This is a genomic window from Aquibacillus saliphilus, from assembly GCF_020404745.1.
In the GTDB taxonomy this organism is placed as follows: domain Bacteria; phylum Bacillota; class Bacilli; order Bacillales; family Amphibacillaceae; genus Aquibacillus; species Aquibacillus saliphilus.
The window spans coordinates 38,900-51,382 of sequence record NZ_JAIZAP010000007.1 but is presented as its reverse complement, the minus strand read 5'-3'; the positions used below and the strand labels follow the sequence as shown (position 1 = coordinate 51,382).

The window sequence follows — 12,483 nt, the reverse complement described above, 5'->3', positions numbered from 1 at the left end:
GCCCTATATAATCTAAACCCAAGCATACCATGAAAAAATGGTATCTTTCACTAAATAATCTCTAAAGTATTCAAAAAAATTATAATGATTAAAACCGGGACAATATAACGAATTAACAAATACCAAATGTTACGGAAGGCTGAATTAGTTAGATCAGTTGCCTCAAAGGCTTGTTGCTTCGTAAAATGCCATCCAATGAATAAGGCCATTGCAAGTCCACCAAATGGTAATAAGATGTTCGATGCAACAAAATCCATGGAATCCATAATATTATAATCGCCAATTGGAGTGATATGCGACAAGCCACCCATACCTAAAGAAGCAGCTATACCTAAAGCAAACATGATAGAACCCGTCACAATTGATGCAAATTTTCTACTCCATTTCTTAACTCTAATAAAATATGCAACCGGCACTTCTAATAATGAAATTGAAGACGATATCGCTGCCAGTGTTAGCGATAAGAAAAACAGAATTCCAACCAAACCACCAAAAGGCATTTGTGCAAAAATATCTGGTAAAATGATAAATACTAGCCCTGGACCCGAATCCGGTTGAATTTGAAATGCGAATACTGCTGGAAAAATAACAATACCTGAAATAATTGCAAAAAATGTATCCATAATTCCAATTCCAACGGTAGCCCCAGGCAAGCGATGCTGTTTCGACAAATAACTCCCATAAGTCATCATAGTACCTACGCCTAAACTCAACGAAAAGAATGCTTGTCCAAGAGCAGCTATATACACAGATGGGTCATCTAACACAGACCAATCAGGTTGAAATAAAAATCGTACTCCTTCCATCGCACCATCTAAAGAAAGACTGTAACCTGCCAAAAGAAGCAGTAAGATTGCAAGAGCTGGCATAAATAACTTATTCGCAAATTCGATACCTTTTTTTACTCCAGTTAACACTATAAAAATAGTAAAAATCATAAATAGTCCATGCCAAAACAAGGGTTGATAAACAGATGTAATAAACGAATCAAAAATGAAACCATAACCCTCAGACGGCACTGCGAAAAGCTCTCCTGTCAAATAATTCCAAAAATAATACATTGACCATCCTGCTACAACGCTGTAAAAACCCAAAATTAAAAATGATGCCACAACACCGAAAAAACCTGCTAAAAACCAAGGCTTTCCTGGAGCTAGTTTTTGGAAGGATCCGACTACATCACTCTGCGCCTTCCTACCAATACTAACTTCTGCCAATAAAAGCGGCACACCAATAACTAGCACACTAGCTAAGTAAAGGATTAAAAATGCTCCCCCGCCGTTTTCACCGACAACGTAGGAAAAACGCCAAATATTCCCCAGCCCTACAGCAGATCCCATAGCGGCTAGCATAAAACCTAATTTTGATGCCCAATTTTCTCTTTCCATATATAGCCTTAACTCCTTTCCATATCGAAACCATCGATTATTCATTGTACACAAAAAAGTGCTAATACGAAAGGTCAGCGTAGATAACTATGTATTTATTGTCAGGATTATTCTTCGCAAAAAACAAAAAATTATCGCCACGACTGCAATCGCAGGATATGATGAACTTTAAAATCCTCCCTAAAACAGAACAAAAGCCTTAGACAATGTCCAAGGCTTAAAATACTAAAAATGTATATTTTTTATTTTCCTTCTTAACTAATTTTTCATCTTTCTCTTTTTTATCCTGTTGATGGACCCATAATAAAAATTCCCGTTCGGTTTGGTCTAGGCTACGCCCTAAATTTTCCTTAACACTTTCTTCCCAGCATGAAAAATCCACCATTATTTCCCCTCCAATGATTGAAAGCGCTTTCTTTTATCTACCTTTATTTTACACTATTAAACAAATAATACAACTATTTTGAAATACACTAAATTTTTTTGATAAGATTATACCAGTAAAAACTATCTATGAGGATGGAATACTTATGAAACCATTTATTGAAGCAGGTTTAACCAAAATTGGTGATCACACAAAAATTAAATGCATTAAGCAGGTTTCCGGAGGAGACATTAACGAAGCTTACTATGTACAGACAGAAGCTAAGCAGTATTTTATTAAAGGCAATCAACAGGTTCCAGAGCATTTTTTTCGAGTGGAGGCAAAAGGATTATCGTTAATTGAATCAACCAAAACCATCCACGTTCCATATGTATATTATTATGATGAGCCCCGTAACGGCGAAGAATGCTTGATGATTCTTGATTGGATTGAAGGGAATCAAGCAGATGCTACTAGTTCGTTACTTGGAAATCAATTAGCCCAAATGCACCTTCATTCAAATGAACAATTTGGTTTTGAAGAAGATACATTTGTGGGTACACTAACTCAAAGAAATGGTTATTTTGATAGCTGGCTAACTTATTATCAAAACCAGCGATTAGTACCTCAATTTGAACTTGCCATTAGCCGTGGACGTATGCTCAAACAAAGAAGGGAACGTCTAGAAAAGCTAATAAGTACGTTAGACAAATGGATGGACAAACATCCAAAAGCTTCCTTGCTGCACGGCGATTTATGGGGAGGAAACTACTTAACAGGAGCAAATGGAAATCCTTATTTAATTGACCCGTCCGTCTTTTACGGCGATCACGCCTTCGAAATTGCTTTCACTGAATTATTTGGTGGTTTTTCATCGGATTTTTATCATGCTTACGAAGAAGTGTTTCCTTTACCTAGAAACTATCAAGAAGTAAAGCCTATATACCAACTATACTACCTGCTTGTTCACCTCAATATTTTCGGAGAAAGTTACGGACCATCAGTTGATCGTATCTTAGCCCGATATACATAACGAATGCCCCTTATAGTAAGGGACATTCGTTTACTTATCGATTTGAACCTCTCTTCTCCTAGGTTTATTTTGTGAGAATTGATTTTTTAACAACGAAAATTTCCCTTCTATAAGTGGCTGGGTATAAGTCAGGGTAGGTTTGCTAGAAAGTAGTAAGACAACTGCAAACGATATTACTATCAGTCCTATCAGATCCAACAAATTGTTCACCCTAAATAAATCAGCCTGCCTAAAAAACTGAATAAAGATGCCATGGAGCAAATAAACGTATAAGGTTCTCTGCCCTAATTTTGTGACAAAACTTTCTTTTGTTGGCACCCAGGCCATAATACTTACCGCCATTAAAATTGCAACAAGGTAAACTCCTAATCGAATAAATCCTCCAATTTCAGGATACCCCATTGATGCGTAAGACTCTGAACCAAGTAACCAGCTGGTTGAGAAGGTTGGTGCAACTATAATTCCTGCTGCTACAATTGCCATTACAAAAATGGCAGTAACTTTTACACTCTTCGCCTTTACCTTTAACAACTGCTCCTTTGATATCCAATATCCCATTAGGAAAAACGGGAAAAATACAAAGGTTCTTGATAAACTAAATGTGTGACCAATTCCACTTATATACCCGATAATTATCCCAATTTCAATTGCAATTACGACACTAAATAGTGGCGGCATTTTCTTAAACACAATTAAAAGTAGATGCCAGCAAAACAAGCTTAGTAAAAACCATAGAGCCCAATGTGGTTTAAAGACTGTCGTTTGCCATCCATCCATACCAATTAAAAAGTAATAGCCTGTGTAAATAAGTTGAAACAGTAAATATGGATAGATAAGCTTTTTAAACAATTTAGCTAAATAACCTTTGTTACCCGATCCTTTTGCAAAAAAGCCGCCAAGAAAAATAAAAGCTGGCATATGAAAAAAGTAAATCCAGTGATAAATGACTCCAATCGTTTCTGAGTTCGCTGTCATTGGTTGAATAACATGACCAAAGACAACCAAAAATATTAAAAAGAACTTTGCATTATCAATAAAAGCTTCACGTTGCATACATGCTCATTCCTTTTTTTACAGATTACTTACCTATTACCCTTCTGTATATAATTTTCGCACCGAAATGAGCTTTTTTGTATGGTTGTTACTGAATTGTTATGAAGAGTAAATAAACTGTAAAACTTTTAATGATACTGAAAAGTCGGGAAATCCTCTCGTTATAAAAGATCCATTTAATAAATAATCGCCCTACGAAGGATCTGTAGGACGATATCTATTACGCATTCTTTTTTGTTTGTTTTTTCTGTGGATTTGCCCTTTTTGGAGCTGTTGTCTTTTTCGCCGTTGTTTTTTTCTTTTCTGCAGCTGGCTTTGGCTTAGTTGTTTTAGCCCGGTCCAACGACGCTTCAAGCGCATCCATTAGATTTGTTACATTGTTTGGAACTTCCTTTTGTTTAGCAGTTGTTGTCTGATCTTGATTTTTCTTTTCTTCAATTAAATCGAGTAAAGCTGTTCGGTATTCATCTTGATATTTCTCAGGGTCAAACTCCGCAGTTAACTGATCAATTAGCAGTTTCGCGGTATCCAATTCCTTTTTAACTGGTTCAACTTCTTCTGGCACATTTGGAACGTCTTGTACATTTCTGACTTCATCAGGGTAATGGATTGTTTCAACAATTAATGTGTTCTGATAGACTCTAATTGCTGCCAATTGCTCTTTAGACCTGATGATCATTTTGGCTACCCCGATTTTCCCTGTTTCCTCTAACGCTTTTCGCAGTAAGGAATATGCCTTACCTCCACCCTCATTCGGTGATAAATAATAACTCTTCTCAAAATAGATTGGATCAATCTCCTCCAATTGGACAAAATCGACTATTTCAACCGATTTATCCGTTTGTTCTTCCTGTAACTCTTCAATTTCTTCAGCTGTTAAGACGACAAATTTATTTTTTGCATATTCATATGCCTTTACAATTTCATCGTTTTCAATTTCTCTATCACATACCGGGCACATCTTTTCGTATTTAATCGGAGATTGACACTCTTTATGAAGTTGGCGGAGTTTCACATCTTTATTTTCGGTTGCGGCATGTAATTTAACGGGTATATTAACAAGGCCGAAGCTAATCGTACCTTTCCACATTGTGTGCATAAGAACGACCTCCTTTTTATGTTAGTTTGTCTGATTCAATTACTTTTATCCCAGTGTTGCCTTCAAGGTCAACTTATCATCTCAGCTAAAAAAATTGCTATCCTAGACGGTTAAGAACAATCAGTATGCATAAACTACAGCTTGAGGTGGTTAAATTGAAATTAATGCAACCAAAGCCAAGTGACGAATCTCCTCAAGGGAAACAATGGGGCTACGAAGTCAAATATGATGGATTTCGTGCCGTGTTAGATTGGGGGATAAATGATGTTTTTTTAATTAGCAGAAACGGTAAAGATCTTACCAACAATTTCCCGGAAATTATTAGTTATTGCAAACAAAATCAAGGAAAAATCTCTTCTCATTTACCTCTAAAAATAGACGGAGAAATTGCTATTTTAAACACGAAACTTCAAGCTAATTTTTCACTATTACAGCAAAGAGGTCGACTTAAATCAAATGATAAAATAAAGCAGGCAGCATTAGACCGGCCCGCTCATTTACTTGGGTTTGACTTACTAGATTTGAATGGAAAAACTCTTACAAAAGAAACCTACCAAACCAGAAAAAAAGAATTGAAGAATTTATTTGATGGTTTAGGAGTTGAGGGCGAGTTATACTTTAATGAACGCTTAGGGTTTATTTCCAGTTATTCTAATGAAAGTGACCTATGGAAACAGATAGTTGAGCACCACGGAGAAGGTATCGTAGCTAAGCGAATGGATAGTAAATATACTTTAGGAAAGGTACATGGTGATTGGTTTAAAATTAAAAACTGGCGTACAATCACCGGTGTACTGACTACATATAACAAAGAAAACGGCTATTTTGAAGTTGCAAGCTATCACAATCATTTGCTTGAACCACTAGGTAAATTTAAACACGGGTTGGAGGGTGAGCATTTAACTATATTAAAGAAATTCATTTCCTCTAAAGGGACAAAAGTTGGTGACGTTTACCAGTTACCGCCTGCTATTTGTGTCGATGTAAATTGCTTAGACGTCAAAGACGGAGAATTAAGAGAACCCGTCTTTAAAGAGTTCAGATTAGATTTAACACCTGAACAGTGTACATATAATGAGGTTAGAAGTGCTCTCGCTATGTTTCCAGATACAGTAGATCTTTCGAAGCAAGATAAAGTATTCTGGGAGGAAAAAGGGCTGACTAAAGGAGATTTGTTACTTTATTTGCGCGAAATCACACCATATATGCTACCTTTTTTAACAAATAAAGCATTAACAGTAATTCGCTGTCCAGATGGGGTTGATGAAGAATCTTTTTTTCAAAAACACTTACCCAGTTACGCACCAGATTTTGTTGCAGGATTAAAAGCGGATGAGGAAACACTCCTGCACTGTGGTAGTGTTGATGCTCTGATTTGGTTTGGAAACCACGGTGCATTAGAATACCATGTTCCATTCCAGTTTATGGGGGAGAATAAGCCGAATGAGATTGTTTTCGATTTAGATCCACCTAGCATCGAGGAATTTCCTGTTTCTATTTATGCCGCTCAGCTTCTTAAAGAACTGCTTGATCAATTCCAACTTAAATCCTTTGTTAAAACATCCGGCAATAAAGGACTCCAGGTCTACATTCCTGTAACAAAAGGTAGCATCACATATAAAGACACCGCCACATTCACACAAACAATAGCCTATTTACTAGAGAAAAAGCACCCCGACCTGTTTACGACGGAGCGATTCAAAAAAAACCGCCATAACCGCTTATATATTGATTATGTGCAGCACGGCAAAGACAAGACATTAATTGCACCTTATTCACCGAGAATTAACAAGCAAGCAACAGTTTCAACGCCACTGTTTTGGAAAGAAGTCAATGATTCCCTATCACCAATTAATTTCACGATTGAGACAGTAGTAGATAGGGTCAAACAACTCGGCTGTCCATTCGCGAGCTACCAGGAAACACGTCGCACGCAGGACTTACAGCTAGTTAAGGAATTTGTTGACGATAATTAAAAATGCTTGGGTGGTGTTCCCAAGCATTTCACACACTATTTTCATTTAGTCAAAAGAGATTGCCCAGTTGCCATCTCTGAAAATTGCTTCTGTTTTTCCATCTTCGGTTACCCCATCTATATTAAGTGTGGCAGAACCAATCATAAAGTCCTCATGAACCAAGCTATCATTAACTCCGAACTTGTCCATTTCTTGTTCACTCATGTTTGGACCATTTTCAATGTTGGTCGGATAAGCCTTACCAAGTGCTAAGTGGCAGGAAGCATTTTCATCAAATAACGTATTGTAAAAAATAATTCCGGACTGTGAAATAGGTGATTGGTGCGGTACAAGTGCTACTTCACCTAGGCGACGTGCTCCATCTTCATCAGTATCTAGAAGGTGCTTTAATGACTCTTCGCCTTGTTCAGCAGTGAAATCAACAACTTTACCATCCTTAAATGTTAATTTAAATTTGTCGATAAGATTTCCACCATAGCTCAACGGCTTTGTACTCGAAACTATTCCATTGACACCATACTTGGCTGGCATTGTGAATACTTCTTCTGTTGGCATATTAGGATTAAATTCAGTGCCTGTTTCAGATACAGCCGATCCACCATGCCATATATGGTTTTTAGGTAGTTCGATTGTTAAATCAGTTCCTTCTGTTTGATAGATAAGCTTGGTGTACTGCTTTTCATTCAAATATTCTCTAGCTATCCGTAATGTTTCATTGTGTTTATTCCAAGCATCCACCGGACTTTCCTTATCAATTCTAACGATTTTGAATATGTTATCCCATAATTTACGTTGTGCCTCATCACTAGAAACGTCAGGAAACACTTTTTCTGCCCAAGACCTTGTTGGATAACCGACAATTGACCAGCTGATTTTATCATTCATAATAAAATTACGGTATTCGGTTAATGCCTCAGCCCCTGCCTTACTAGTGGCAGATATTCTAGCTGCGTCGATATCTTTTAACAAGTCAGGATTTTCACCATAAATTGTTAATAATGCATAGTCATCCTTTGCCATTTCTTCTAAGCCCTGTGCGCGCCATTTCGGAAAGTTCTCTAACACTTCCATTGGTGCATGCTTCATTTTTAAATATGTAAGATCCTCATCATTCCATTCAACATGAACATTCTTCGCACCAGCTGCGTAGGCCTCTTTGACAACTAGCCTTACAAATTCAGCCGCTTCCACTGGCGCATTCAAAATTAATCCTTGTCCTGTTTGTAGATTAACACCGGTTTCAATTGCTAGCTTTGCATACTTTTCGAGAGATTCCTGAAAGTTTGACATCGTATGACCTCCACTTTTTTAAACCATTATTTCATAGAAAGGCATTTATTGGAAGCGAAAACGGTTCCTTCGAGTTTATGTTTAAACTTTCGGCGCTTTTACTATTTTAAAGCTTCGTAGTCGATAGAAACTGCGACGTAACTTTTGCTTTCTTCCACTCTCTCTAAAATGAGTGCTAAATTCAGCGCTGTGGAAATACACTTCGCTTTCCGCGGGTGGCTGCTGAGCCTCCTCGTGCTTGCGCACTGCGGGGTCTCATCTATGCCTTTCCTCCCGCAGGAGTCTTCGTGTATTTCCTCCGCTTAGAATAGCTTTTTGTTCAAGTGGGAAGACCCCCATAAAACGTTGATTTGACGGTATTAAGGTTTTCATTAATCAGAACACCACTACTTAGCGTAGGCAGAATACGAAGACTCCTCGAAAATTAAGGTCGATTTTCTTCGTGCGATGCAAATGCTTTCGAAGTATCCCTGGTCCTGTGGGAACAGCAAAAGGTTTTCGATGGGACGAGTAATCGCAGTCCCACGAGTCCGAAGACCCCGGAAGAATCGTTTTTTGATTCTGAGGCTTTAGGCCGTGCCCACGGAAAGCGAAGTATTCTGACGAAGCGATCGTAGGCCACTCGATTCAATTAGAGTGAAAGATAGCAAGTCCAAGTTCATGAAAAGTTACGTCGTAGTCTATCGATTTTGCGTCACTTTTAATCAGCAAAAAAACGGGCGTCCTCATAGATAATATTTGAGGACACCCGGATGTTATTGTTCACTATAGACCTCTGCTTGTAGCTCTAGTTCAACATTTCCTTTTATTGCTCTTGAGATCATACACGATTTCTCTGCCTGTTCCACTAGCTGTTTTGCTTTTGTTAATTCATCCGTTGATGCACCGCTTTTCAATATCACTGTTGGTCTGTGTATTATTTTTTGATACGTAAATACACCGCTTGTAACATCAACCACTCCAATCGATTCTAGGTCCATCTGCTCTAATGGTAATTGTGCACGTTCGATCATAGCTGCTAATGTGATTATGTAACAAGTCGAGGCAGCACCTAACAGCATTTCATCAGGATTTGTTCCTATCCCAGGGCCATCCATTTCAGGCGGGATAGATATTTCCGTTTTTAAATTTCCGGCAGTAATCGAACCGACATTATTTCGCCCACCTGGCCAATCCGCTTTTAAATGAAAATGATGTGTAGCCAAATCCGTTCACCCTTTCTATTTCTATCTATTTCCATTTTAAGACTAATCATAATCCTTTTTAAAATTATTTGCTCTCTATGTAAATAAACAAGACCGAGAAATAAATCTTCTCGGTCTTGTTTAAAATCCTATGCTTCTGCATTTTTGTTTTTATTTCTACCTGAAAGGAACCAGCCTGCTGCTGCAATTGCTACTAATACAAGGTAGAAGATCAGCTTCCATGCTAAGGAATGTGCAAAGTCATGCGGTAAAATATGAAGGTCTTCATGTGCTAATACGCTGACTACAAGTTTAATTCCTACCCAACCAACAATCACGAATGCCGCAACCTCTAAACCTGGACGGTCGTGAAGTAAACGAACAAACACATTAGCTGCAAATCTCATAATAATAAGACCAATCATACCACCTGCTAATACAACAGCAAATTGTCCAGTATCTAGGCTACCAACGGTTCCAAGTCCAGTTGCCGGTAACGCTACTGCTAGTGCTACTGCTGCAAGAATTGAGTCGACCGCAAAAGCGATATCGGCAAGTTCTACTTTAAAGACAGTCATCCAAAACCCACTGCCCTCTTTAGCCACTTCTTCGACCTCATCTTTTTTCTTAGAAAAGAATGTATCATAGAGATGTTTTCCTGAAATAAATAATAAGTATGCCGCTCCGATTGCTTGTACTTGCCAAACATCAACGAGAAATGAAATAACAAATAATGATCCAAATCGTAGTACGAATGCCCCTGCCAAACCATAAAATAGTGCTTTTTTCCGTTGTTCATCAGGCAAATGTTTAACCATAATTGCTAAAACTAATGCATTATCCGCTGCCAGAATACCCTCTAACCCAATCAATACAAGTAATACCCAACCATACTCAATTAAAAGCTGTGCATCCACTATATTCACTCCTTTTTAAATACAAAAATGGTCTCCACCTAGACGGCAAAGACCATAAAAATAGAGACCTTTACCGAAAGGTGGTAAAGGTCTCGCTAACAACGTTTTAGTTGCCAATTAAGCCGGAGAGTTTACTCTCGTAATGACGACATTAATTGTGCAGCTACTCCCCTTTAATCTATTTTTCATCATAGCCTTATCAATTAAAAAAGTCAACATTTTTACAATAGGGGTTGCCCTTTACCTTGTCACCCTAGACTACCCCTATCTATTTTTCAATATACGACTAGATGAATTGAGGCGAATAACTGTAGATTCTGAATAACACTAGGGATGAAGCTCTCCTACGATTCAACTATCTGATTAATTCGCTGATTCATTTCGTTTTTCAGGTTTTCTAACAATGTTGCACTTTCTGATCGTGATTTACTAGAAACACCGTAATAACATTTAATCTTAGGCTCCGTACCAGATGGTCGTAAGCATACCCAGCTGTCTTTTTCTAGCAAGTATTTGACGACATTTTCAACAGGTAGATTGATTTTCTCTTTACTACCTGAATCTAATATAGTGCGTTCCTGTATTTGATAGTCCTCGATTTTTTCTACTTTTAGTCCACCAATTTCAGTAAATGGATTGTCTCTAACATAAGTCATGATTTCACCAATTTTTTCAGCGCCATCTTTGCCCTTTAATGTTAGTGAGGTCATGTCTTCAAAATAGTACCCATGCTTTTCGTACAATTGATTGATTGCTTCTAGCAACGTTTTTCCTTCTTTTTTCCAGAAACTCGCCATTTCGCATGCAATCATTGCCGCTTGAACAGCGTCTTTATCTCTCACAAAATCACCAATTAAGTAACCGTAGCTCTCTTCATAGCCAAACAGAAACTTTTCATTCGTTGATTCAAACTGTTTGATTTTTTCTCCAATAAATTTAAAGCCAGTTAGCGTGTCAATTGTTTCAACACCATAATGGTTCGCTACAGCACGACCCATTTCTGTCGTAACGATTGTTTTGATTAATCGTCCGTTTGCTCGTTCATTCTCGGTTGAATGAGATAGGACATAATCAAGCATTAATGTACCTAATTGATTGCCTGTTAATACCTGGTATGACCCATTTCCATCCTTGACAGCGACACCCAGTCTGTCTGCATCTGGGTCTGCACCAATTAAAATATCAGCATTACGTTCTTTCCCCTGTTCAATAGCAATCGTAAACGCCTGATGTTCTTCCGGGTTTGGTGATGTCACCGTTGAAAATTCCGGATCTGGTTCTGCCTGCTCAGGGACTACATGGATATCTTCAAAGCCTAACTGCTTTAATCCAGCTAAAACCGAATCATGAGAAGTACCATGTAGAGGGGTGAAGACAATTTGTAATGGACCGTTTTTCTTAATATCAGTTGCTGTTAATTTTGATATTTTTTTTAATTGCTGTAAATATGCATGATCAATTTTTTCCCCAACCCAAGTAAGCAAGTCGCTTTTTTCTACTTCCTGTTGACTTTTAACAGGGACAGTTAGCTCATTCCCTACCTCTTGGACCTTTTCAATGACCTCTGCAGCCTCTTTAAGCGGAAGTTGGCCACCATCTTCGTTATATACTTTAAATCCGTTATATTCTGGAGGATTGTGACTTGCTGTTATCATAATCCCTGCTGATGCATATAAATATCTGACGGCAAAAGATAAAACGGGTGTTGGGCGCAAGGATTCGAATACATACGTTTTAATGCCATGAGCACCAAGGACACGAGCGGTCTCAATGGCAAATTCCTTCGACATGTATCTGGAATCATAAGCAACAGCTACTCCACGTGAATAACAATCCTCTACATTATCTTCTAGGTAATTTGCTAAGCCCTCAACAGCCTTACGAATCGTATATATATTCAAACGGTTGGTTCCGGGACCAAGCATCCCTCTCATCCCACCCGTACCAAAAGTAAGTTCTTTATAAAATGCATCCTCAAGTTCTTTGTCTGAACTACCAATTTCATCTAATTTTTTTCTCAATTCTTTATCTAAAGGTTCATATGTATTCCATTTTTGATAAGTATCTTGCCAAGTCATATCGTTTCCTCCTTAATAATGTCAGTTATGGTGAAATTCTACCACACCTATAGGCTATTTTCTATTAAGAACACCACTTTTTACTAGCGTACATTTCATTC

Annotated in this window: 10 protein-coding genes; 2 read left to right on the top strand and 8 right to left on the bottom strand. The window is 37.9% G+C overall.

All coding sequences use genetic code 11. The annotated features are described in order from the left end of the window. Positions 1–50 precede the first annotated feature (50 nt). Entirely contained in the window at positions 51–1,388 is a 1,338-nt protein-coding gene (locus LD272_RS08840) for a sodium-dependent transporter (RefSeq protein WP_226036245.1), read from the bottom strand. Positions 1,389–1,605: 217 nt separating this feature from the next. Continuing rightward, positions 1,606–1,773 (bottom strand): hypothetical protein, encoded by a 168-nt coding sequence (locus LD272_RS08835; protein ID WP_226036244.1) that lies wholly within the window; start codon positions 1,771–1,773, stop codon positions 1,606–1,608. A 145-nt stretch (positions 1,774–1,918) separates the two neighbouring features. Here LD272_RS08835 and LD272_RS08830 point away from each other — a divergent pair, with 145 nt between their 5' ends. Continuing rightward, the gene (locus LD272_RS08830; RefSeq protein WP_226036243.1) at positions 1,919–2,785 is read left to right on the top strand and encodes a fructosamine kinase family protein; all 867 of its coding nucleotides are present in this window, start codon (positions 1,919–1,921) and stop codon (positions 2,783–2,785) included. 30 nt (positions 2,786–2,815) lie between these two features. Here the strand turns inward: LD272_RS08830 and LD272_RS08825 are convergent, their stop codons facing one another. Beyond that, positions 2,816–3,838, bottom strand: a complete 1,023-nt coding sequence (locus LD272_RS08825) for an acyltransferase family protein (protein ID WP_226036242.1) — start codon at positions 3,836–3,838, stop codon at positions 2,816–2,818. 220 nt (positions 3,839–4,058) lie between these two features. Then, entirely contained in the window at positions 4,059–4,937 is an 879-nt protein-coding gene (ku, locus tag LD272_RS08820) for a non-homologous end joining protein Ku (protein ID WP_226036241.1), read from the bottom strand. A gap of 164 nt (positions 4,938–5,101) precedes the next feature. Here ku and LD272_RS08815 point away from each other — a divergent pair, with 164 nt between their 5' ends. After that, positions 5,102–6,913 (top strand): DNA ligase D, encoded by a 1,812-nt coding sequence (locus LD272_RS08815; protein WP_226036364.1) that lies wholly within the window; start codon positions 5,102–5,104, stop codon positions 6,911–6,913. A 45-nt stretch (positions 6,914–6,958) separates the two neighbouring features. On the opposite strand, the gene LD272_RS08810 is transcribed toward LD272_RS08815, so the two are convergent. The 4 genes from LD272_RS08810 to LD272_RS08795 form a co-directional block, all read right to left on the bottom strand. Further along, complete coding sequence (locus LD272_RS08810; RefSeq protein WP_226036240.1) at positions 6,959–8,203, bottom strand: aminopeptidase; 1,245 nt, start codon at positions 8,201–8,203, stop codon at positions 6,959–6,961. Between the two features lie 755 nt (positions 8,204–8,958). Next, positions 8,959–9,408: an OsmC family protein gene (locus LD272_RS08805; RefSeq protein WP_226036239.1), complete on the bottom strand. Its 450-nt coding sequence runs from the start codon at positions 9,406–9,408 to the stop codon at positions 8,959–8,961. 128 nt (positions 9,409–9,536) lie between these two features. Continuing rightward, positions 9,537–10,304, bottom strand: coding sequence for a TerC family protein (locus LD272_RS08800; RefSeq protein ID WP_226036238.1), 768 nt, complete (start codon positions 10,302–10,304; stop codon positions 9,537–9,539). A 344-nt stretch (positions 10,305–10,648) separates the two neighbouring features. Then, entirely contained in the window at positions 10,649–12,382 is a 1,734-nt protein-coding gene (locus tag LD272_RS08795) for a phospho-sugar mutase (RefSeq protein WP_226036237.1), read from the bottom strand. Positions 12,383–12,483: the final 101 nt, after the last annotated feature.

Coding starts and splice junctions, on each gene's coding strand:
- LD272_RS08840 (WP_226036245.1), bottom strand. CDS start 1,388: ATGGAAAGAGAAAATTGGGCATCAAAATTAGGTTTTATGCTAGCCGCT.
- LD272_RS08835 (WP_226036244.1), bottom strand. CDS start 1,773: ATGGTGGATTTTTCATGCTGGGAAGAAAGTGTTAAGGAAAATTTAGGG.
- LD272_RS08830 (WP_226036243.1), top strand. CDS start 1,919: ATGAAACCATTTATTGAAGCAGGTTTAACCAAAATTGGTGATCACACA.
- LD272_RS08825 (WP_226036242.1), bottom strand. CDS start 3,838: ATGCAACGTGAAGCTTTTATTGATAATGCAAAGTTCTTTTTAATATTT.
- ku (WP_226036241.1), bottom strand. CDS start 4,937: ATGCACACAATGTGGAAAGGTACGATTAGCTTCGGCCTTGTTAATATA.
- LD272_RS08815 (WP_226036364.1), top strand. CDS start 5,102: ATGCAACCAAAGCCAAGTGACGAATCTCCTCAAGGGAAACAATGGGGC.
- LD272_RS08810 (WP_226036240.1), bottom strand. CDS start 8,203: ATGTCAAACTTTCAGGAATCTCTCGAAAAGTATGCAAAGCTAGCAATT.
- LD272_RS08795 (WP_226036237.1), bottom strand. CDS start 12,382: ATGACTTGGCAAGATACTTATCAAAAATGGAATACATATGAACCTTTA.